At 55.7% G+C, this 23155-nt stretch carries 16 protein-coding genes, 1 tRNA gene and 1 pseudogene; 9 read left to right on the top strand and 9 right to left on the bottom strand.

What is annotated here, in order from left to right; translation table 11 throughout:
- Positions 1–236: 236 nt before the first annotated feature.
- From H7993_RS10815 to H7993_RS10800, 4 genes are all read right to left on the bottom strand, one after another.
- Positions 237–1397 carry an L-talarate/galactarate dehydratase gene (locus H7993_RS10815; protein WP_185794366.1) on the bottom strand — a complete coding sequence of 387 codons (1161 nt, stop codon included), beginning with the start codon at positions 1395–1397 and terminating at the stop codon, positions 237–239.
- A 320-nt stretch (positions 1398–1717) separates the two neighbouring features.
- Positions 1718–3238 (bottom strand): tripartite tricarboxylate transporter permease, encoded by a 1521-nt coding sequence (locus H7993_RS10810; RefSeq protein WP_185794365.1) that lies wholly within the window; start codon positions 3236–3238, stop codon positions 1718–1720.
- 11 nt (positions 3239–3249) lie between these two features.
- Entirely contained in the window at positions 3250–3741 is a 492-nt protein-coding gene (locus H7993_RS10805; protein ID WP_185794364.1) for a tripartite tricarboxylate transporter TctB family protein, read from the bottom strand.
- A gap of 64 nt (positions 3742–3805) precedes the next feature.
- Positions 3806–4780, bottom strand: coding sequence for a tripartite tricarboxylate transporter substrate binding protein (locus tag H7993_RS10800; protein WP_185794363.1), 975 nt, complete (start codon positions 4778–4780; stop codon positions 3806–3808).
- 850 nt (positions 4781–5630) lie between these two features.
- On the opposite strand from H7993_RS10800, the gene H7993_RS10795 reads away from it, so the two are divergent.
- From H7993_RS10795 to H7993_RS10765, 7 genes are all read left to right on the top strand, one after another.
- A complete protein-coding gene (locus tag H7993_RS10795) occupies positions 5631–7049 on the top strand; it encodes an FAD-binding oxidoreductase (RefSeq protein ID WP_185794362.1) in 1419 nt (472 codons plus the stop codon).
- Positions 7050–7241: 192 nt separating this feature from the next.
- Positions 7242–8198 carry a TAXI family TRAP transporter solute-binding subunit gene (locus H7993_RS10790; protein WP_185794361.1) on the top strand — a complete coding sequence of 319 codons (957 nt, stop codon included), beginning with the start codon at positions 7242–7244 and terminating at the stop codon, positions 8196–8198.
- Positions 8199–8275: 77 nt separating this feature from the next.
- Complete coding sequence (locus H7993_RS10785) at positions 8276–10303, top strand: TRAP transporter permease (protein ID WP_185794360.1); 2028 nt, start codon at positions 8276–8278, stop codon at positions 10301–10303.
- The gene (locus tag H7993_RS10780; protein ID WP_185794359.1) at positions 10300–10680 is read left to right on the top strand and encodes a DUF1850 domain-containing protein; all 381 of its coding nucleotides are present in this window, start codon (positions 10300–10302) and stop codon (positions 10678–10680) included. The genes H7993_RS10785 and H7993_RS10780 overlap by 4 nt, the downstream gene beginning before the upstream one ends.
- A gap of 312 nt (positions 10681–10992) precedes the next feature.
- Complete coding sequence (locus H7993_RS10775; protein WP_185794358.1) at positions 10993–12261, top strand: DUF2254 domain-containing protein; 1269 nt, start codon at positions 10993–10995, stop codon at positions 12259–12261.
- 359 nt (positions 12262–12620) lie between these two features.
- Entirely contained in the window at positions 12621–14501 is a 1881-nt protein-coding gene (locus H7993_RS10770; protein WP_185794357.1) for a DUF294 nucleotidyltransferase-like domain-containing protein, read from the top strand.
- Positions 14498–15217, top strand: coding sequence for a 3'-5' exonuclease (locus H7993_RS10765; RefSeq protein ID WP_185794356.1), 720 nt, complete (start codon positions 14498–14500; stop codon positions 15215–15217). The genes H7993_RS10770 and H7993_RS10765 overlap by 4 nt, the downstream gene beginning before the upstream one ends.
- A 25-nt stretch (positions 15218–15242) precedes the next feature.
- On the opposite strand, the gene H7993_RS10760 is transcribed toward H7993_RS10765, so the two are convergent.
- The 4 genes and pseudogenes from H7993_RS10760 to H7993_RS10745 form a co-directional block, all read right to left on the bottom strand.
- Positions 15243–16391, bottom strand: a complete 1149-nt coding sequence (locus tag H7993_RS10760; protein ID WP_185794355.1) for a mechanosensitive ion channel family protein — start codon at positions 16389–16391, stop codon at positions 15243–15245.
- 90 nt (positions 16392–16481) lie between these two features.
- The gene (locus H7993_RS10755) at positions 16482–18149 is read right to left on the bottom strand and encodes a BCCT family transporter (RefSeq protein ID WP_185794354.1); all 1668 of its coding nucleotides are present in this window, start codon (positions 18147–18149) and stop codon (positions 16482–16484) included.
- A 447-nt stretch (positions 18150–18596) separates the two neighbouring features.
- Positions 18597–19757 (bottom strand): annotated as a pseudogene (locus H7993_RS10750) (IS3 family transposase).
- A gap of 161 nt (positions 19758–19918) precedes the next feature.
- Positions 19919–20008, bottom strand: a tRNA-Ser gene (locus H7993_RS10745).
- A gap of 213 nt (positions 20009–20221) precedes the next feature.
- Here H7993_RS10745 and H7993_RS10740 point away from each other — a divergent pair.
- Positions 20222–20911 (top strand): crotonase/enoyl-CoA hydratase family protein, encoded by a 690-nt coding sequence (locus H7993_RS10740; protein ID WP_122476290.1) that lies wholly within the window; start codon positions 20222–20224, stop codon positions 20909–20911.
- Between the two features lie 188 nt (positions 20912–21099).
- The gene (locus H7993_RS10735) at positions 21100–22071 is read left to right on the top strand and encodes a magnesium and cobalt transport protein CorA (protein WP_185794353.1); all 972 of its coding nucleotides are present in this window, start codon (positions 21100–21102) and stop codon (positions 22069–22071) included.
- A 34-nt stretch (positions 22072–22105) separates the two neighbouring features.
- Here H7993_RS10735 and H7993_RS10730 read toward each other — a convergent pair whose 3' ends face one another.
- Complete coding sequence (locus tag H7993_RS10730) at positions 22106–22831, bottom strand: amidotransferase (protein ID WP_185794352.1); 726 nt, start codon at positions 22829–22831, stop codon at positions 22106–22108.
- Between the last annotated feature and the right edge of the window lie 324 nt (positions 22832–23155).

The following is a 23155-nucleotide window of genomic DNA, read 5'->3' as shown; positions in this document are numbered from 1 at the left end:
TTCTGACTCAATAGCAATGAAAAATTCGAGAGCTGGAAGCCCGGATCAAACGGCTGGACCGGGAACAATTAATCTTAAAAAGAACGAGCGTGCTCTTGATGATCCACAAACACGAGCGTTCACATCAATCACCTCCCCTCTTTCGGAGGTGTTTCTTCAATTAATTATGAGCCTGAATGCACGCGGAGTAAATTGGCCGCCCGGTGTGCAACACACATTAGGTGGCCAAATGTTCTTCAAGGGCGAATGCCAACCTCAGCTTCTTGCGCTGTCCACAGTTTGACTTGCTCGCTTAGTGTCAGCCCCAACCCCGGACGCGTAGGAACCATCATACGACCGTCACGGGTTTCCAGACGCTCATTGAAGAGCGGCTCAAGCCATTCGAAATGTTCGACCCAGGGCTCGGTGGGGTACGCGGCCGCCAAGTGAACGTGTAGCTCCATGGCAAAATGCGGAGCCAACATAAGTCCCGCTTGCTCGGCCATTGAGGCCACCTTCAGGTAAGGGGTGATGCCACCTACTCGTGGTGCATCGGGCATCAGGAAGTCAGCGCCGCGGTGCTTGATAAACTCGGCGTGCTCGGCAACGCTGGTAAGCATTTCGCCCGTGGCAATAGGCGTATCGAAATGTTGAGTCAAAGCCGCGTGGCCTTCAACGTCATAGCAATCCAGCGGCTCCTCAATCCAGATCAGGTTGTACTCTTCGAATTGGCGGCACATGCGCTGGGCAGTCGGGCGATCCCATTGCTGGTTGGCATCAACCATCAGAGGGAAGCTGTCCCCTAGATGCTTGCGCACGGTGCTGACACGCTCCATATCGATGGCACAATCCGGCTGCCCTACTTTCAGTTTTATACCACCAATGCCTTTTTCGCGGGACAGATCGGTGTTCTTCATCAACTGGTCAAGCGGAGTGTGAAGGAAACCGCCCGAGGTGTTGTAGCAGCGTATCGAATCACGTTGTGCGCCGAGCAATCGGGCTAACGACAAGCTGGCGCGCTTGGCTTTCAAATCCCATAGTGCCACGTCGAAGGCACCGATGGCCTGAGTGGACATGCCGCTGCGGCCTACCGACGCACCGGCCCAGCACAGTTTGGTCCAAAGCTTGGAAATGTCACTGGGGTTCTCACCAATCAGCGCCGGTGCTATTTCCTTGGCGTGCGCGAATTGACCCGGCCCGCCTGCACGCTTCGAGTAGCTAAAACCTAGGCCACGGTGACCATCAATGGTTTCGATTTCTGCGAATAGGATGGCGATTTCGGTCATCGGCTTTTGCCGTCCTGTTAGTACTTTGGCATCGCTGATGGGAGTGGCCAAAGGCAGGACTACCGACGATACCCGAACCCAGGCAATGCGATCATCGTCGGAGGATTTCATAGATTCTTGTCGTGCAAGCATGCAGCTCTCCTTAACATTGATTAGGTCTTGAAAGAGATCAGGTGCGAGGTTGTGACGATGTGTTGTTAATTGGAGCGCCTTCGACAGGGTTCACTGGAAGCTCTTCAAACCCGTCCAATTGCAGAGGCTTGAGTGGCCCGGCAACAAACAAGTAAGAAAAGCACCCAGTAACCCTATACCCGCGACTTACATCAGTGCAGCATTGAAGGATCCCGGCCGGTCATTCATTACGCCAATGCCGATATGGATAACAATGCTGGGTAGTTTGCCGCAGAGGTTGAACATCCCGCCGCTTTCGCTCTAACTTAACGTCCTCGACATCAAGTGCGCAAAATCTCGTCGATCGCACTCTTCTTCGGGCGCATGGCGCTGTAGACCTGCCATATGATGAAAACCAGCGCCAGCCCGAGGAACGAGGCGGCGATAGGGTTGGCAAGGAATGCGAGAAAATTGCCATCCGACAGCATCAATCCGCGACGCAAGTTGGTTTCAGCCATAGGCCCGAGAATGAAGCCGATAATAAACGGCGCTGCGGGCATGCCCGCCTTGACGAAGCCATAGCCAAGGACACCGAACAATAAAATCGACCAGACATCGAACAGGCGGCTGGACAAACCGAAGGCTCCGACCACACAGAGCACCAGAATGATGGGCAGCAGAATGTGTTTTGGCACATCCAGCAGTTTGATGAACAGGCGCAGGCCGTAAAATTCCATGAACAGCATCATGAAGGTAGCGACGATCAATGCAGCAAAAATCGTGTACACCAGCGGACCCTGGCTGATAAACAACAGCGGCCCTGGTTGGATACCGTGTATCAGAAAACCGCCCAGCATGATTGCGGTAACGGTGTCACCGGGAATACCTAGGGTCATCAAGGGCATCATGGCACCGCCGATACCTGCGTTATTGGCCGTTTCACTGGCCACGACCCCACCAATGTTACCTTTGCCATAGGAATCTGGATCTTTGGCGCGCTTCTTGGCGATGATGTACGCCACCAGATTTGAAGTGCCCGCACCAATACCTGGCAAGATGCCAATCCCCAAACCTATTAGCCCGGAGCGAAAAGCATTGGGAATCTCCTGACGGAACTCTTTGAGTGAAAAACCGAAGCCTTTTATGTTTTTCATGCTCACTGAGCGTGCCTTGCCTTGTTTGGCGTGTCGGCCGTTTTCCGCAAGCTTGATAATCTCGGCCACCGCAAACATACCGATCATCACGGTGAGCATGGAAAAACCACCGTTCAGTTCAGGGAAGCCGAAGGTGAAGCGGCGGATCGCTTCAACCGGAGCAATACCGACGGTAGAAACGGCAAAACCCAATGCACCTGCGAATAACCCTTTGGCCATGGACCCCGCAGACAGCGTGGCAATCAGAGTCAAGGAAAACACCGCGATCGCAAAATATTCATGAGGACCGAAACGCAATGCGACCTTGGCTAGCTGCGGAGCGATGAACATCAGCGCTGCAATACTGAACAGGGTACCCAGGAAGGAGAAGACGATGCCGATGCCTAGCGCCTTGACGCCGTGGCCCTGCTCCATCAGGGGGCCACCATCGAACACCGTTGCAATTGATGAGGGCGTTCCGGGGATCTTGAGCAAGATCGCTGAAATGAGACCGCCCGATGTGGCTCCGATGAACAGCGCCACCAACAACGAAAGACCGGCTTGAGGCCCCATGGTAAATGTCAGCGGAAGGCACAGTGCGACGGCCATGGTGGCAGAGAGACCAGGCACGGCACCGAAGACGATGCCCACGGCCACGCCTATGGCCATGAGCAACATGATATTGAGTGAGAAAACAGCACCGAAGCCTTGCTGTAACAAGTCGAGCATGCTCGATACTCCTAGAAATTCATCAGGCCAGCGGGCAGCATCAAATCGAAGGCCTCGCGGAACAGCAGGTAGATGACGGCTGAGGTCGCCAGGGCGATCAGGGCGTAAGTTATATGTCGTACCTTATGATCGTGCGGCGTCAACACGATGAACTGCAGATACAAATAGACCACGGTCATGATTGGAAAGCCGACCGGATTCATCAACGCGATATAGCCCACGATCAGCGCCAGCGTCTTGACCACGGTTTTCACATCAATCGCAGTACTCGCCTTCTCGGTATCGATCTGTGGAAGGTTGTTGGCCGGAGCTTGAGGTGCAGAAAAAGCGCTGACGAGCTGTATCACCGCAAGGAGGCAGAGCATTCCGGCTAACAGGGCTGGAACGAAAGCGGCATCGATACCGGAATGGGTCGGTAATTTAAGCGTCATCAATAAGTAGCCTAGAGCAGTGCCAAGCATGGCAGCGCCGATAATCAGCTCTTTTTTATTGCAGGTAGCCATCAAAAGCCCTCGATAAACAGTCCAGGCGCAACGGGCTAGTGATAAGGCCAGCCCGTCTCAAGTGTCACTTGTTGCGCAGAATATCCTTGAATTGCATGAAGTCTTCGCGGGTTTTGGCGAGAATTTCTTTGGACGCTTCGGTGCCGTAATAAGCAACTGGCTGCTTGAACTTCTTCAGCTCCTCGGCGTATTCGGGCATCTCGCTGATCTGCTTCATGATGTCAGCCATCTTGCTCACAATCGCTACGTCAGTGCCCTTCGGAAACGCTACGACATAGGGCTTGTCGATGGTGAAGTCGACACCTTGCTCTTTGAAGGTTGGGACGTTGCCCAGCATAGCGTTGCGTTCCTCATTAGGCTGACCAAGAGCGACCATTTGCCCTCCGTTGACGTAGTCCTGTACCGAGCCGTAGCTGATGGCGCCGAGGTCGATACGCGCGCCAAGCAGTGCGACAACTTTCTCCGATACGGTGCCTGCATCAACCATTTTCAGTTTGACGCCAGTGATCTTCTCGAACATCAGGCCCTGAATATGTGAGAAGTTTCCCATCTCGGTGCCGTAGGTAATGCTTTCTGGCTTGGCCTTGGCTTTGGCGATCAAGTCCTTGACGCTGGCCACTCCGGATTGAGTCGAAGCTACGAACACCGCGCCCTTGTCGACCCCGGCGATGCAAGAAACGTCAAACGCTTCGAAGCTGTCATCAGACAGCCCTGCCACTTCGTTAACGATCAGTTGACCTGGGTGTGTGAAGAGGATGGTGTTACCGTCCGCAGCTGCGCTTTTCACCTGCTCAGCCGCTAAGGTGCCACCGCCTCCGGCGACGTTGGTCACCACCATGGTCTTGCCGGTAATCTTGTTGAAATACTTCGCCATCATCCGTGCATTGAAATCGGTATCGCCGCCGGGGTTGGCGATAACGACGACCTGCACCGGGCGGTTCGGCCATTTCACCTCCGCAGCGAAGGCCATGCTGTTTGAGCTGATAGCACCCATGCCAATAAGAGCGGAGAGGAGAGAGACGCGAAGTGTTTTTATCATTGAAATGCTCCGGTTTTAGAAAGCTGACCGAACTTGCGAGCCCGGCGAAGTTTGTAACTCGTTGTTTCAGCGTATTGATTCACATACGTGCACAGCTGTTGACGACGGTGCATCAGGCACTCAGGCGCGTACGCCATGGCGGAGATCGCTGCCGCGCAGATCACAGGCAGTGAGTCGACACCCGGCACCTGTACACACGATCGTCTGCGAACTGCTGGATCGCAAAGACCTGTGTGGAGAGATTGGGAAGTAACGGGGTCCTGCTCCGCCGGGGATTGCAGCCGCACCGCAGCATGATTTTGCAGTGACCTTGGATGGGTTAGACGCCGGATGGAGGAATACCGCGTGCTGCGTTCAAGACGCGTGACGAGGGACGTCAGCATGATCTGAGCCTCTTTATTCTTATTGGATTGTCATACGTTGTCGTACGACTTAATCTTTTGTACCAAGCAGGCGATCTGCTGTCAATGTGCAATCGGCAGGTAAAAAATACCCGCCGACTGCCTATCGCGAAATCCGAATAACCAACGCTCTGGTTCGCATGGCTGGAAGCGGGTGGAGGATAACTTGCCACGTCAAATCATCGGCCTTTGGGGTAGCCTAGTTAAGACCTGCGTCAATTTGGAGGTGATCACCACGCCAATTGTGGTTTGCTATCTGCTCAATCGCGCCGGCTCGTTCGATTCGGCGTCGGTTTACGTCGCGGCCCATGCTCTGCTGACGGAGTTTTCTATCTAGTCGTGGGGGTCCTTACTACCAGAACGATCTGGAGAACGGGTCGAGCGGTTCGATCGTAAAGGATTGAATTTATCCTTTTGCATTTTCGGCTAAAAATAAGAGGGAGCGTGTCATGAGTCACTTGAGCGAAGCATTCACACGAGCACTTGAGCAGGTGGTTGGCTCGGCGGGCCTGATCCAGGACCCAGAGCGCATGAACAGCTATTTGAGTGACTGGCGCAACGCCTATCGTGGCAAAGCCGCACTGGTGGTGCGTCCAGCCAGCACCGCTGAAGTCGCTGAGGTAGTACGTTTGTGCCGAGAGGCCAGCGTGGCATTGGTACCCCAAGGGGGCAATACCGGCTTGTGCGGAGGCTCGATTCCAGACGATTCAGGTACCCAGGTCGTATTATCACTGACGCGCATGAGCGCGATTCGGGCCATCGACGTGGCAAATGAAACCATCACAGTAGAAGCCGGGGTAATCCTGCAACGCTTGCAGGAAGCTGCCACTGAGGTGGGCCGCCTGTTTCCGCTCTCACTGGGCGCCGAAGGCAGCTGCACCGTGGGTGGCAACATGGCGACCAACGCAGGGGGCACCGCAGTATTACGCTATGGCAATATGCGTGACCTGACCTTGGGGCTTGAAGTGGTGCTCGCCGATGGACGTGTGTGGGATGGTTTACGCGGCCTGCGCAAGGACAATACAGGCTACGACCTCAAGCACCTGTTCATAGGTTCGGAGGGAACGCTGGGAATCATCACTGCTGCCGTGCTCAAACTGTTCCCTGCAGTGCATAGCCTGACCACTGCGTGGGTGGCGTTGCCAAGCCCACAGGCGGCGGTCGACTTGATCGGCCGCATGCGCACACTGTGTGGCGATCGCCTGACCGGATTTGAACTGATGTCCCGCCAAAGCGTGGAATTCGTTCTGCAGCACGTGACGGGTTGCAACGATCCGTTTAACGAAGTTCACCCTTGGTACGTGTTGATCGAGCTCAGCGACACTCTGGTTAACGCGAACCTGGCCCAAATGCTGGAAGACGGCCTAGGCGAAGCGTTGGCACAAGGTGAAGCACTCGACGCCGTCGTTGCCAGCAACGATGCGCAGGTCGCGGCACTATGGGCATTACGCGAGGGCATATCGGAAGCCCAGAACCATGAAGGCCCTAGCCTGAAACACGATATCAGCGTGCCTGTGAGCAGTATTCCCGCATTCATTGAGGCAACTGACCGCAAGCTCAAGGACGCTTTCCCAGGCGTGCGAATCGTCGCTTACGGTCACGTTGGCGACGGCAACCTGCATTACAACATCAGCAAACCAGTAGGCACAGGGGATGTACCTTTCAAAGCCCATGCCGACGCGATCATGCACGTTATTTACGATGCAACGATAGCGTTTGCAGGGAGTATCAGCGCTGAACATGGCCTCGGGCAAGCCAAGCGAGAGGCTGCCCAGCATTACAAAGGGGCCGTGGAACTGGAACTGATGCGAACCCTTAAGCAAGCCCTTGACCCGGTTGGTTTGATGAATCCCGGCAAACTGCTTTAGCTCCGTGCCCGCACCACTGGTTTGAGGATGTGATGACGTTTCAAGCGCTTTGATGAAGCGTTGTCTTTCCTACAGACCCACGTGATGACTGCTGCAATCCAAGAAGCGGTTAACAAGTCACCACCTTTTTCGTCTGCATCAACTACAGTGCAATGACTCTGGATAAAGCCATAACAAGACGGAGCATTCTCAATGCGAGTACCAAAACGCTTTACCTGGCTGGCCGCTGCGGCAACCCTGACATTCGCGACCAACGCTGCACAGGCTGCACCCGTGTTTATCAATGTACTCACCGGTGGCACGAGCGGGGTTTATTATCCGATCGGGGTTGCCCTTTCACAAATCTATGGTGAAGCGATACCCGGCGTGAAGACCTCGGTTCAAGCCACCAAAGCGTCAGTGGAGAATTTAAACCTGCTGCAGTCCGGACGTGGCGAATTGGCTTTTGCCCTCGGTGATTCGGTTGCCGACGCCAAAAATGGTGTGGAAGACGCAGGCTTCAAGGTACCACTGACCAAGTTACGCGCCATCGCCGGGGCCTATCCCAATTACATTCAAATTGTGGCCAGTAAGGAATCAGGCATCAAGACACTGGCCGACCTGAAAGGCAAAACCGTGTCGGTCGGGGCGCCAAAGTCAGGTACGGAGCTGAATGCACGGGCGATCTTCAAAGCGGCCGGATTGACCTATGCAGACATGGGCAAAGTGCAATACCTGCCCTTCGCTGAATCTGTCGAGCTGATCAAAAACCGCCAGTTGGACGCCACACTTCAGTCCTCCGGGTTGGGCATGGCCGCCATTCGCGACCTGTCCTCGGTCATGCCGTTAAACTATGTCTCGATCCCCACCGACGTGGTGGATAAAATTGGAAACGCCGCCTATCAGAGCGCAATGATTCCAGCCAATACCTATGATGGACAACCAGAGGCAGTACCGACGGTTGCGATCACTAATATTCTTGTTACCCGTGCGGATGTTCCGGATGAGGTTGCCTATGAAATGGCCAGACTGATCTTCGAAAACCTCACGCGTCTGGGTAACTCTCACTCAGCAGCGAAAGATATTACGCTGGAAAATGCCGCGAAGAATCTTCCCATCCCACTGCATCCGGGTGCCGAGCGTTACTACAAAGAAAAGGGTGTGCTCTAAACAGGCAAGGTGCTGCGCATTTTGTCGCAGCACGGGCACATCGGTCGAGTTCAATGCGGTCATGAGGCAGGCAGCACATGAGTGAAGATCAGCACGGCATTCCCGCGAACCCGCGGGACTGGCCAAGAACCTTGTTTTATGTGGCGCTTGCGTTTTCGGTCTTTCAGATCATCACCGCAGCGTTTGCACCCATCTCCAGCCAGATATTAAGGGCCGTTCACGTTGGCTTCCTGCTTTGGGTGGTTTTTCTGAGTTATCCGGCTTATGGCAAAGAACGGCCTTGCCAACCTTTGTCCTGGGTACTCAGCCTGGCCGGTATTGCCACCGCACTCTATCAGTGGGTATTTGAGGCGGATCTGATTCAGCGATCTGGCGACCTGACAACCAGCGACATGGTGATCGGGCTGACCTTGATTGCACTGGTGTTCGAGGCTGCCCGGCGGGTAATGGGGATCGCACTTCCAGTGATCTGTGGACTGTTTCTGGCTTATGGCCTATTGGGGGAATACTTGCCCGGTCATCTGGCCCACCGAGGATACGGCTTCGACCAGATCGTTAACCAGTTGTCTTTTGGTACCGAAGGGTTGTACGGAACACCCACTTACGTATCCGCCACCTATATTTTCCTGTTCATCCTGTTTGGTGCATTTCTTGAACAGGCTGGCATGATCAAACTGTTCACCGATTTCGCTATGGGACTGTTCGGCCATAAAACCGGGGGGCCTGCGAAGGTAGCAGTTGTTTCTTCAGCACTGATGGGCACTATCACCGGCTCGGGCATCGCCAATGTCGTCACCACAGGGCAGTTCACTATTCCGCTGATGAAACGCTTCGGCTACCGCGCAGCCTTCGCTGGCGGAGTGGAAGCTACCTCAAGCATGGGCAGCCAACTGATGCCGCCGGTGATGGGCGCAGTGGCGTTCATCATGGCTGAAACTATCAACGTACCTTTTGTGGAGATCGCCAAGGCTGCATTGATTCCCGCTATCCTCTATTTCGGCTCGGTGTTCTGGATGGTTCATCTGGAGGCCAAACGCTCTAACCTTCAAGGACTGCCCAAAGATCAATGCCCCAGTGCGCTGGGAGCAGTAAAAGATAACTGGTACCTGCTGATCCCACTTCTGGTGCTGGTCTATCTACTGTTTTCCGGCCGCACACCTCTGTTCTCCGGGATGGTAGGGCTGGCATTGACCGCCATTGTGATTCTCGGCTCCGCGATCATCCTGAGGGTGTCCAGCTTTGCTTTACGCTGCGCATTCTGGATTGCGTTGGGGGTGCTATGCGTCGGCTTTTTCCAGTTAGGAATCGCGGTGATCTTTGCGGTCATAGCGGTCCTAGTGGCGGTGTGTTGGTTCATCAAGGGCGGCCGGGAGACCCTGACCATTTGCCTGCATGCGCTGGTTGATGGCGCACGTCACGCTGTACCGGTAGGGATTGCATGTGCATTGGTCGGTATCATCATCGGCGTGGTTTCGCTTACCGGGGTTGCATCGACCTTCGCTGGCTATGTTTTAGCAATTGGCCGTGACAATCTGCTGCTGTCGCTGATCCTGACCATGATCACTTGCCTGGTTTTGGGCATGGGCATCCCAACAATCCCTAACTACATCATTACCAGTTCAATCGCAGCGCCGGCCCTTTTGGAACTGGGCGTTCCACTAATTGTGTCGCACATGTTCGTGTTCTATTTTGGCATCCTCGCGGACCTAACTCCACCGGTCGCACTCGCCTGCTTTGCCGCTGCACCGATTGCAAAGGAGACAGGATTCAAGATAAGCCTATGGGCAGTACGCATCGCGCTAGCTGGGTTTGTCATTCCATTCATGGCGGTCTATAACCCGGCGCTCATGCTGCAAGGTGACAACCTGTGGATGACCGCGTACATGCTGATCAAGACGACTTTGGCCGTGGGCCTCTGGGGCATGGCCTCCACCGGTTATCTACAACAGAAAATGCCAGTATGGGAACGCTCATTCAGTTTCATCGCCGGGGCGTTATTGGTAGTGGCTCTGCCGCTCACTGATGAGATCGGCTTTGGGCTGGGCTTGTTAGTGATCGGCCAGCATTACTGGCGTGCTCGTCAGTCAGGCTTGGCGAAGGCATGATCGGTTTGTGTATGGGCTTTGCCGGCGTCGTGTGGGCACAACTCCCTCTTTCCCATTTCACGCTTGCCTGGACCCACACCATTGAAAAAATCCGCTGGGAAGAAGACTATCGCGTCATAGAACAGGGGCTGCTGCTGGGTGAGGCCCGGATTCGTGGAGCTGGCGCGGGCATGGAGATCCCGCCAGACGCGCTGCTTCAAAACGGCAGCTGGCATTACCACCGTCAACTGCCGCCCCTGCAGCCACTCAAGCTTGCTCGCACCCCGGAAGCTGGTGACTTCCAGCTGTGTTTCGATGAGACCTGCCATTTGATGAGCGAATGGGTAGGAGCACCCAATAGCCGTGACGCGTTTATAGAGCTCTGGCCCTGTAAATAAGATCACTTCAAGCTTAGTGCGATAATCCCGAGGCTACTCAACTAAGCATGAAGGTCTCGCGCTGAACAGACCGGTCTACCGAAAAATCTTGTCGCTGCATGACGCCTAGCTGGGGCTGATAACATCCGGGAAGCTGATCCAGACAGGCCGCATACTATTGGCGATTTCGTGCTTCTCAATTCTCGCCTGCGCTTGCTCTGCGTCCGCAGTGTCTGACTTGCTATGAGGCTCGTTCATCATCAGAAATCCACCCAGTCATTAGTTGCTGCAGATATCATCCAACTCTCCCTCAGGTAACAGCGGAGTTCCGCAATGGTAGCTCGGTGGCAATGGCTGTTGATTCGGACGACCAGACGTCTGTGGTTCAGAGCGGGAATGTTTTCCCTTCTGGGCGTTGTGACAGCATTGCTGGCCGTCGTTCTCAGAGACCACATTCCTATAGACTTGCCAGGTAAAATAGGCGCTGATGCCGTGGACAAGATTCTCGGCATCATCGCGTCCAGCATGCTGGCCGTCACTACATTTTCGCTCAGCACCATGGTCACGGCTTATGGAGCAGCCAGCACGGGGACCACTCCACGCGCCACAACACTCGTTATAGAGGACTCGACCACTCAGAACGCGCTGTCTACCTTCATTGGGTCCTTTCTGTTTAGCCTGGTCGGCATCATCGCTCTAAGCACAGGTGCGTATGGCGCTCAAGGCCGGGTCATCTTGTTCGCAGTCACACTCGCTGTGGTGGTGCTGATCGTCTACACCTTGCTGCGATGGATCGACCATCTGTCCAGGCTTGGCCGGGTAGGTGAGACGATCGACCGGGTCGAGGCCGCCACCATCAGTGCCCTCACTGAGCGCCGCCGAGTGCCTTACCTAGGCGGACGCGCCTACCCGGAGAAACCGGTGCAGGGGCTGCCACTGGTCCCGATTCAGAGTCGGGAGGTGGGATACGTGCAGCACATAGACGTGCCCGCGCTGGACGCTTTCGCACATAAACATGCTGCGCTGATTTATCTTGAGATACTGCCCGGCAGCTTTGTAAACGAGGGCGAGCTGCTGGCAAGGGTGATGAGAGCGAGCACCGAGCCTCTGAATGAATCGCAGATGAAGCAAATTATGTCCGCTATCACCCTTGGCGTTCGTAGAACCTTTGAGCATGACCCTCGTTTTGGTTTGTCCGTATTGTCCGAGATCGCGTCGAGGGCGCTTTCACCCGCCGTGAATGACCCGGGCACAGCAATCGATGTCATCGGCAGGGGAATCCGCGCGTTCAATGCCCAGGCGAGGTCTGACACGCTGGAAAAGCATGAAGCACAGTGCAATTGCGTGCATGTGCGCGGACTGTCAGTGGAAGACATGTTTTATGATTTCTTTTCGCCGATTGCGCGTGACGGTGCAGCACTCATTGAGGTCAACATTCGTCTTGTCAAAGCTCTTGCAAGCCTTTCTCACTCCAGCCCGGCTTTATACGCCGACGTAGGTGCCCGTCATATCGGCGTCATCGTGGAACGGGCGGAGGCGGCAATGACGCTTGAGGCTGACAAAGCGCGATTGAGAGCGTGTATTGCCGCCTTGCTTTCTTGATACCCGCCATTAGCCTTGGTGAGCCGTGCTCATGTCACATACCGTCTGTTGAGCAACGCTAGTACCGGAGTGATGCTGAGAAATACTGCGACGGTGTCCAACATCGTTCTACAAGCTCCATGTATGTGTGGATGAGGACGTAGCGGTGAAGTGCAACACACTCGTTATGTCGTGCACGCTGCAGTTCAACATTAACTTGAGCAAATCACAGTCCATGCCAGGTCCGCCATCTCAGCTCCCTTGAGGTTCAGACTTGTGTCTTGCATAAAGATGTGATCCCGTAGGAATGATGGCAGGCAGCATCAGTATCTCTGATGAGGCGAAGCTTTTAGGCCTTGTCCAGCTCGATATGAGGTTTCATGCAAGTTGAAATAGAAGAAATCAGCAACCACTTGCTCCGTTTCGCGCCTTTCGACGTTCTTCCAAAGGAAGTGGTCGAGACCATCGCACGGCACATTGAAGTCAGCTATTTCAAAGCCGGCAGCGAGATTCTCAAGGCAGGCGCCACCATCCAGGACCTGCATTATTTGCGCAGCGGTGCGGTTGAGATCTACCGCCGTAACGGCGAGCTGTATAACCGATTGGTCGAAGGCGACATCTTCGGCCAAGCTGGGCTTCTGCGAAGTAACAAAGTGCGCTTTCCGGCAAGAGCGCTCGAAGATAGCCTCATCTACTTCATTCCGGCGCATGTGTTCGCAGAACTCTGCGCGCACCATGACGCCTTCGCTGACTTCGTCGAAGCCGAAGGCCACTCCAGGCTAAAGTCCGCTGTGGAGGCCCAGGGTCGAGCCAGCGAGTTGACTCAACTTCGATGCCGCGCGTTGCTGTCACGCTCACTGGTTTGGGTAGCCTCTGATGTCTGCGTAGGGGACGCGGCCAGGATGATGTCTGAGCAAAGCGTGGCGTGTGTGGTGGTAATGACACCTGCCGGGCAAGAAGGATCCCAGATCTGTGGCATTGTCACCGACCGGGACCTGCGTACCAGGGTAGTGGCAGCCGGGCTCGACGGCGAGCGAACTTCCGTCAGCGAAATCATGACAAAAGATCCCGTGTCGATCAACGCTGACGATTCGGTTTTTGAAGCCATGCTGGTAATGCTGCGCCGCAATATTCACCATTTGCCTGTACTGAGGCATGGCAGACCCGCAGGGCTGATCAACCTGTCGGACATCATCCGCTACGAGTCTCACAGCAGCCTGTACCTAGTCAGCAGAATATCCAACCAGACGTCTGTAGAAGGCCTGCGATCACTGCTGACGGATCTGAGAGGTACCTACATTCGCATGGTCCGCGATGGCGCCACGGCTCATATGATCGGCAGCGCGATCTCTGGAATCGGCAGGGCGTTTACCCAACGCCTGCTTGAACTAGCCGAAAAAAAATACGGCCCGCCGCCAGTGCCCTACTGTTTTATGGTGCTGGGTTCGATGGCGCGCGACGAGCAACTGCTGGTGACGGATCAGGACAATGCGCTCGTCCTGGACGATAGCTACGACGCGACCCTGCATGATGGGTACTTTCGCAACCTTGCGACCTTTGTGAGCGATGGTCTGGCCGCATGCGGCTACAGCTATTGCAAGGGCGGCATCATGGCGACCAATGAGCAATGGCGCCAACCCATCAGCGTGTGGCGCAATTACTTCCGGCAATGGATAGAAAAACCAAGCCCTTCGGCCCTGTTGCACAGTTGCATCTTTTTTGATCTAGACGGGGTTTACGGTAAGCCCGACCTTATTCAGGAACTCAAGGTACTGTGCGCCAGCCAATCCTCGAGCAGCCCCGGCTTTCTGAGCGCACTGGCAAGGATTGCGCTCAACCGCACTCCTCCCTTGGGTTTCTTCCGCACGTTTGTCGTCGAAACGGACGGCCAGCAAAAACGCATCATCAATCTCAAAGGACGGGGCACTGCACCGCTGACCGATCTCATCCGTATCCACGCACTCGCCTGCGGCAGCACGGCACAAAACTCGTTTGATCGGCTGGACGCGATTGCAGCAGCCAATATGATGCCACCCGATGCCGTGAAGCACTTAAGGTATGCCCTCGAATTCCTGTCCATGGTACGCATCCGGCATCAGGCAGATGCGCTGGAGCACGGCATTACCCCTGACAACTACATAGAGCCCGAGCGTTTCACTCACAGCGAACGGCACAATCTCAAAGAAGCGTTTCAAGTGCTCAGCAACGGTCAGAACTTTCTGCGCTTTCGGTATCCGCCCAAGGGACGATTGCCAAAATGACAATAGCCTACCCCAGCACTGATGCCGTTCTGGACTGGCCAGCCAGGTTCGACGAGTTGTCACAGCAAGCGAGACATCCCGCGCTGCTGCGCTTTTACCGAGCCGGTGTGGTGCCTGCACACACGCCTGTTGAACATGTGCATTTTCTGGCACTGGACGTAGAAACCACGGGCCTTGATGCGCAAGCACACAGCATTGTCAGCATTGGTCTGCTACCGTTTACCCTTCGGCGTATTCAGTGCCAGCATGCGCACTACCAGGTCATACAGCCCGTTTCAGAGCTGAGCGGAAAATCAGTCACGTTCCACCACATCACCCATACAGAAGTTGCCAACGCACCAACATTCGAAACGATCTACGAGACGCTTCTGAGCGCGATGGCTGGGAAGGTGATGGTCGTCCATTACCGCAACATTGAGCGTGCATTTCTCAACCGGGCATTTCTGAATCATTTGGGTGAAGGGCTGCAATTTCCGGTCATCGACACAATGCAACTCGAGGCCAGATTGTATCGCCAGAAACCCGGCTGGCTGGGGCGACTGTTGCGCCGCCCTCCACCATCGATTCGCCTGGCCGACAGCCGAGCCCGGTACAACCTGCCGATGTACCACGCCCATCACGCTCTTACCGATGCACTGGCGACTGCCGAGCTGTTGCAGGCTCAGGTCGCGACGCACCATAGCCTCTCAACGCCTCTTGGATCGCTTTGGAGCTGAGCGACGCAATGGACGCCTAGATCGGTCAGTGGTCATTCCTGTCAGAATGGCTGGCAGTCTGCTTACGGCTCCCTGTAGGGTAACTATCTAACGTCTCCCTGGCCGGGACGCTTTCGATGAACACCGTCCGGGAAGGGTGAGCAAAGGTCACACCCAATTCAGCGAAGGCGTCGACAATGGCCAGGTTGATTGTTTGCTGAACCTCCATGTACACGTTGTAGCTAGGGTCGAGCACAATGTAGACCGTTTCAAATTCCAGGGCACTGCTACCGAAGTTGCGGAAATGGCAGCGGTCAAAGCGGGCGAGCTTTTGCTGCCGGATGATGCCTTCGATACGTTGCGGGACCTCGCGGATCTGTTGAGCTGAACAGCCATAAGTCAACGCCAGCTCGAATACAATTCGGCGCTCCTGCAGCCGCTTGTAGTTCTGAATGGTGCTCCCGATCATCTCGGCATTTGCCATGACAATCTGCTCACCTCCCAGGCTGCGGATGCGCGTGGTCTTTAGGCCCACGTGCTCGACTGTTCCCGAAAGCGAGCCGACAACAATGAAATCTCCCACCTCGAAAGGCTTGTCGACTGCAATGGACAGCGACGCGAAGACGTCAGCCAGAATGTTCTGTACCGCCAGCGCAACCGCGATGCCACCCACACCCAGACTGGCAACGAAGGCCGTGATGTTGACGCCTACATTGGAAAGCATCGCCAGGACAACGACTACCCAAAGAAAAACTTTGGCGCCCCACAGACTCAATGTCGCAAGTGCGCTGCCCTGATAGGTTTCCGCAGTGCTGTGGCGGCGAAAGTAGCGGGCAAGCGCCAGCGCCAGTGCCCGGTTAACCCACAACCCGACTTGCAGGGCAGCGACCACAAACCAGAGACTGCTTACCCGCCCCAGCCAGCGCTCGGGTAAATCCAGAACACCGACACCGATGAGAATCGAGGCCAGCAACAGCAACGTATTACTGGTGCCCGATAACACTTCGACAGCAATGTGACTCAGGTGCGTATTTGGCTGGGCTGACTGCTGCCTGAGTCTTCTTAAGAAGAATCCAATTACTGTCCTCGCCAGCACAAAGCTGACGACTATCAGCGAACCCGCGAAGATCCAGTTAGCTAATGAAATGCCCAGAAATGAGTAATTGATGAAAAAGCTGACGACGTCTTGAAACATGCAGTCCTCGGTCTGATGCAGAGGTGCGCCCGGAATAGGCTGCACCCCTGCCTTTGAACGTTGGGGGAAGGTAGAGAATCAATGGCCTCGCTATCGAGGCTCCGACATGAGTCCTTTTACCAATGAAATACAACCAATCATCAGCACGATGGCGAACGGCAAACCGGTTGACACCGCCATCGCCTGGAGGGCAACAAGGCCGCCCCCCAAGAGCAATGCGATCGCGATTACACCTTCGATAACCGCCCAAAATACCCGCTGCGGGACTGGCGCATCGACCTTGCCGCCAGCGGTGATGGTGTCAATCACCAATGAGCCAGAGTCCGAAGAAGTGATGAAGAATACGATCACGAGGACGATGCCCAGAAATGAAGTGATCTCTTTGAGGGGTAATCCTTCAAGCATCGCAAATAGCTTCAATTCCAGTACAGCGTCCTTGACTCCGACCAGCCCCTGCAAAGTAGCCTGATCAATGGCTGTACCGCCGAAGGTAGTCATCCATAGTACCGATACTACCGAAGGCACGAGCAGTACAGAGATAAGGAACTCCCTTACGGTACGGCCGCGACTGACACGCGCGATGAACATGCCTACAAAAGGCGACCAGCTTATCCACCAGGCCCAGTAAAAGGCAGTCCAGCCCTGGGTGAACTCAGTGTCAGTGCGTCCGAAGGGATTAGACAGTGCGGGCAGATACTCCACATACGTCACTAGGTTTTTGAAAAAGCCGGTGAAGATCGCCAGTGTGGGACCAACCACAATAATGAACACCAACAGCAGCAACGCCAGCCCCATGTTTATCTGGGAGAGCATCTTCACACCCTTGTCCAGACCAGAAAGCACGGACCAGAGCGCAACCAGCGTGATCCCTACGATCAACAAGACCTTGCTGAGGTTCGTGGACTGAATGCCAAACAGGTATTGGAGGCCGGCGGCAGCTTGCTCTGCGCCAATCCCAAGGGAAGTTGCCAGGCCGAACAGCGTCGCGAAAACAGCGAGAATATCGACGATATGTCCCGGCCAGCCCCAGACGCGCTCGCCCAGCAGTGGATAGAAAACCGATCTTATCGAAAGCGGCAGACCTTTGTTATAGGAGAACAATGCCAGCGACAGCGCGACGATTGCGTAGATGGCCCATGGGTGCAAACCCCAGTGGAAGATTGTGGCCGCCATCGCCAGGTCCGCTGAAGCCTTGGCGTCCCCTGCCGCTCCGTTGAGTGGCGCCCAATCCGTGCGGGCACCGCTGGCATCAACGGCGACGCCACCCATGGAGGCCGCGAAATGAGACATAGGTTCGGCAACACCATAGAACATAAGGCCAATGCCCATGCCTGCGGCGAAGAGCATTGAAAACCAGCCGACATAGCTATGATCAGGTTCTGCGTCTCTGCCACCCAATCTGACCTTGCCCAAAGGCGAGACGATAAGAGCTAGGCACAACACGACAAAAATATTGGCAATGCTCATGAAGAGCCACGCAAGATGCCCCGTCAACCAGTTTCGAATTGCACTGAATAGCGGTTCTACTTCGTTTTGCAATGCCAGCGTCAAGACGACGAAGAGCAAAATTGCAGCGGCGGAAATGATGAATACTTTGCCGTGGATATCAAGGGAGAAAGAGAACTCACCCTTGATGTTGTCTTGCCCGATAACATAATCGGTATCGATGAGGTTTGCAGCTCCGCTAGGGGCCGGGATGCCGTCATCACTGGCGGAGGGACCTTTAACGGTCGGATCATCCACAGGTTCTTTACCCATGAGGGGCTCCTTGTTCGAAAGCGCTGATGCGTGATGGTCGTTTGTCACCTTACTGAGTGGCATAACCGGAGGGATGAATTTCCATCGTAACAAAAGATACCGGTTTGTGCTCGCGGGGCCGATCGGCGATCTGAGCGAACCCGGCCCTGAAAGACGCAATGAATGGCCGCAATATTTCAAACTATGATCTGCATGAATCCAGATCATGGCTGTTGAAAACATGAAAATTTCGACTATTACTCTGCTCGTCCTGATTTTGAGCATCATCGTCATACTGCAGATGGGCAAGCTGCGCGATACAGAAAATGACGTCGAGCTCAACTAGATGCGAAGTATCCGGCAAACCTCCCTAATGAACGTCTGCGCGCTTCGCCTGCGGCTCGCAACGCAGCGGGCACCTCCACTCAGGGTGCGCAGATCAACGTCCTATGAATCGCCCCGGATTTTCTAGACACTCTCCAAACTCAGGAAATAACGTTTCTCATACTCTACTGGAGACAGCTGCATAGCACTGCTGTGCCGGCGTTTAGGGTTATAGAACATTTCGATGTAATCGAAAATATCACTTCGGGCGTCTTCGCGCGTTGTGTAGATCTTTCGTCGGATTCGCTCCCGCTTCAAAAGCTGGAAAAAGCTGGAAAAAGCTCTCGGCTACGGCATTGTCGTAGCAGTTTCCTCGTCGACTCATGCTGCTGATTACATTGTTGGTCTTCAAGAAGCTTTGCCAGTCTGAGCTACTGAACTGACTGCCTTGGTCTGAGTGAATCATCACTTGCTGCTGTGGTTTGCGTCGCCATACAGCCATCAACATCGCATCGATAGCCAGGTCGCTGCACATCCTTGGCTTCATTGACCAACCAATTACTTGGCGTGAGAACAGATCCAGCACTACTGCCAGGTAGAGCCATCCTTCATAGGTGCGGATGTAAGTGATATCTGTCACCCAGACCTTGTTCGGCTCACTGACCTTGAACTGCCGCGCGAGGTGATTGGGCGAGGCCACTGTTGGTTTTCCACCGTAAAACCCTGGGCGCCGCCGATAGCCCGTTTGCGAACGCAGCCCCTGCGCCTGCATCAAGCACCCGACTCGATTCCGACCGCATTCCTCTCCCAGCTCACGCAGGTCATCGTGGATTTTGCGGTAGCCGTATACACCTCTGCTTTCCAGCCAAGCGTGTTTGATCAAACCAAGCAGACGTTGATCTTCTTTTGCTCGGGCAGATTGAGGCTCGGCCAGCCAGGCGTAGTAGCCGCTGGGGTGCACCTTGAGGGTTTGGCAAAGGCGCCGCACCGGATAATCAGTCGAGTGCTTCTTGATGAAGGCGTACTTCAGCCGCACTGCTTGGCAAAGTACGCGGCGGCCTTTTTTAAGATGTCTCGTTCTTCAGTCACGCGCTCGAGTTCAGCGCGTAGCTTGCGAAGTTCGGCCTGCTGATCGTCATCTTGCTGACGCTGCTCTTGGGGCTTGCTGTAGACCTTGATCCAGGCGTAGAGGCTGTGCACGGACATGCCCAGGCGCTGGACGACATCGGCTACAGGTTTGCCTTTTTCGGTCACCTGCTTGACCGCTTCGATCTTGAATTCTTCGGGGTAACGCTGACGACTCATGGCACCTCCTATTTGGGCCTCATTATGAGGCTTGGAGGTGTCTACGAAACCAGGGGCGATTCAGTTCGGAGCAACGCTATATTGAAATGGGGGACCGGATAGAGAACAACAAACCTCAGAAAGCAGAAAGCCCCGCATGGCGGGGCTTTCTGACTGCGATATGGCGGTGAAGAAGGGATTCGAACCCTTGATACAGTTTCCTGTATACACACTTTCCAGGCGTGCTCCTTCAGCCACTCGGACACTTCACCGTTTCTCGGCGCACCTGTTCGGTGTGTCGAGGCGCGCTAATGTAGTCGATAGCGTTCGTGATGGCAAAGCTTTTCTGCAAGTTTTTCATGCGCTTAAGCCCAGCGCCAAATTCCCTCGGGCCTGTCAGCGTGACCGGCCAGTCAGTCACGGCGCTTTACCCAGCCGGCAAGGCTGGGTAACGTCGGCGCCACAACACGACAAGGAATACCGGCATGAGTGAGCTGATCGATTACCAACTCGAGGGCGGCATCGTCACCTTGACCCTGAACAACGGCAAGGTGAACGCCATCTCGCCTGCCGTCATCGCGGCGCTCAACGAGGCTCTGGATCGGGCCGTAGAGGCGCGCGCCGTGGTGGTCATCACCGGTCAACCCGGCATCCTTTCCGCAGGTTACGACCTCAAGGTCATGACCTCGAGCCCGGAGAATGCGATCAGTCTGGTCACCCAGGGCTCTACCCTCGCCCGTCGGCTGTTGAGCCATCCGTTCCCGGTCATCGTGGCCTGCCCAGGACACGCCGTGGCCAAAGGTGCGTTCCTGCTGCTGTCGGCCGATTACCGGATCGGCGTGGAAGGCCCGTTCCATATCGGTTTGAACGAGGTGCAGATCGGCATGACCATGCACCACGCCGGCATCGAGCTGGCCAGGGATCGCCTGCGCCGTTCAGCCTTCCAGCGCTCGGTAATCGGTGCGGAAATGTTCGATCCTGCCGGGGCGTTGCAGGCCGGTTTTCTCGATGAGGTGGTGCCGCCCGAGCAGTTGCAGGCCGCCGCCCTCGCTGCAGCGCAACGCTTGCAGAAGCTCAACATGAAGGCCCACGCCAGGACCAAACTCAAGGCACGTAAAGCGTTCCTGGAGACCTTGGACGAAGCCATCCGGATTGACCAGGAGCAAGGCTTCTAAGGCGCGTCAGTACGAGCGGTAGGGACCCTTGCCCACACGTTGGGCCTTCACTGTGGCGGGCGTGAGCAGGCCGCTGCGCAGTGCACTGCGCGATCGATGAACTGAACCGCGAACTGCGCCGCGCCGGAACACTCCTATCCACAGCAGGCCCATACCGGGTCGCCCTGCCAATCTAAGAAGTGAGCATCATGGGCCGAGTGGTCGCCGCCGCGGTATACAGCGCGGGCAAGAAGATTACCGACATCAGCCTCGACGACGGCGCGCAATGGGCGCGGCGTCCGGGGCATTTCGTATGGATCGGCCTGGAACAGCCCGACGCCGAACAGATGAGCCAACTGCAGAAACAGTTCGACCTGCATGAGCTGGCCATCGAAGACGCCCTCGAGGTGCACAGTCGACCCAAACTCGAAACTTTCGGCGATGCACTGTTCATCGTGACCTATTCGCCGATCCGTCGAGACGGCAAAGTCGAGTTCGTCGAGACCCATATCTTCGCCGGACGCGGCTATATCATCACTTGCCGCAACGGCCACTCGGCTTCCTACGCCTCGGTGCGCAAGCGTTGCGAAGCGCGACCATTGCTGCTCGATCACGGCGAAGATTTCGTGCTCTACGCTCTGCTCGATTTCGTCACCGAGAACTACCAGCCGGTCAGCGAGACCATCCACTGTGAAATCGAATCGCTGGAGCGCCGCGTGCTCGGTGGCTCGCTCAACGAAGCCGATATCCAGCACCTGCACGGGCTGCGCCGCGAGCTGCTGCGCATGCGCCGCTATGTGGCGCCCATGGTCGAGATCAGTGAAGAGCTGCAGCGGCTGGACTTCCCGTTCATCGACAAGAACATGCGCCCCTATTTCCGCGACGTGCAGATTCATGTGAACCGGCAGATGGAAGACCTGGCGACCATGAGTGACATCGCCACGCAGACCATCGAGATCGGCCTGCTGCTGGAGTCGTCGCGGCAAAGCCTGACCCAGCGCAAGTTTGCCGCGTGGGCAGCGATCCTGGCCTTTCCCACGGCCGTCGCCGGTATCTACGGGATGAACTTCGAAAACATGCCGGAGCTGACCTGGCACTACGGCTACTACATCGTGCTGGGGGTCATCGCGTCCGGCTGCACCGGCCTGTTCGCCGGCTTCAAGCGCGCTGGCTGGCTGTAGCCGCGCGCTGTCCGACCCTGCCAGGGCACGAGCGTCACGCCGCGGGCGGGGTGCCCTGCGCGACGAAGCGCATCATCCATTCAGCCACGGTGATGCCGTGGTGATCACGGTCCAGGCTGGCAATGGCTTTCTGATACACCGGCTCGCCCAGGTGCTGCTGACGAATGTCGAGCAGCGCTCTGGAATAGTCATGGATGAATTCCGGATGCCCCTGGAAACACAGGACCTGATCACCGATCTGATAGGCCGCGAACGGGCAGAATTCGCTCGACGCCACGACCGATGCGTTCTGCGGCAGCGACGTCACCTGGTCTTGATGGCTGATCAGCAGGGTCAACGTTTCGACTTTCGGACTCATCCAGGACGCACGGTTGGCCAGGCTGTATTCATGGGTGCCCACGCCCCAGCCTTGGGTCGCGCGCTCTGCCTTGCCGCCCAGCAGCAGCGCCAGCAACTGATGGCCAAAGCAGATGCCGAGCAGCTTGTCGCCGCGCTGGTAGCGCTCCAGCAGAAACGTCCTGAGCGTTTCGATCCACGGGTCGGTGGCAAAGGAGTCAGCCTTGCTACCGGTGACCAGATACGCATCGTAGTGGGCATCGGCCGGTGGGTATTCACCGTTCATTACGTTGAACACGGTGAACTTGGCAGGAATGGGCTGGCTGGCGAACAACGTTTCGAACATGCGGCCGTAGCCATGGTATTGCTCGACCAGTTCGGGCCGCAGCACGTCGGTTTCCAGAATGCAGATGTTGAGGGTCATAGGTCACTCGATGGAGAGGGAACGCAGGTAGCAAGCCTGCCCGTTATCGGCGCTGGCTGGCAAGTGAAGCTGCCCCGGATTTGCCCGATGAACGGTAATTCACACCCCCGAGCTTGCATTCGCCTTCTTGGGCGTCTAGCACGGCATGTTCAAAATCGGCAAAAGAGTTCCTTAGTCGAGTTTGATCGAAACGACCCTGCCTACCGTGGCAAAGCGTTCTAAGCCCCGTCAATCAAGGGTTCTAAGGTAAAAGCATGACTATTGATGCGGCCGTATGGGCACATCGAGTCGTGGGGGGTGCACCTTTTCGCCAAGCTCAACCAA

Origin of the sequence: Pseudomonas baltica, assembly GCF_014235765.1 — a bacterium.
GTDB classification, from domain to species: domain Bacteria; phylum Pseudomonadota; class Gammaproteobacteria; order Pseudomonadales; family Pseudomonadaceae; genus Aquipseudomonas; species Aquipseudomonas baltica.
Note: the sequence above shows the minus strand (reverse complement) of the source record. Positions and strands in the feature narration are given on the sequence as shown.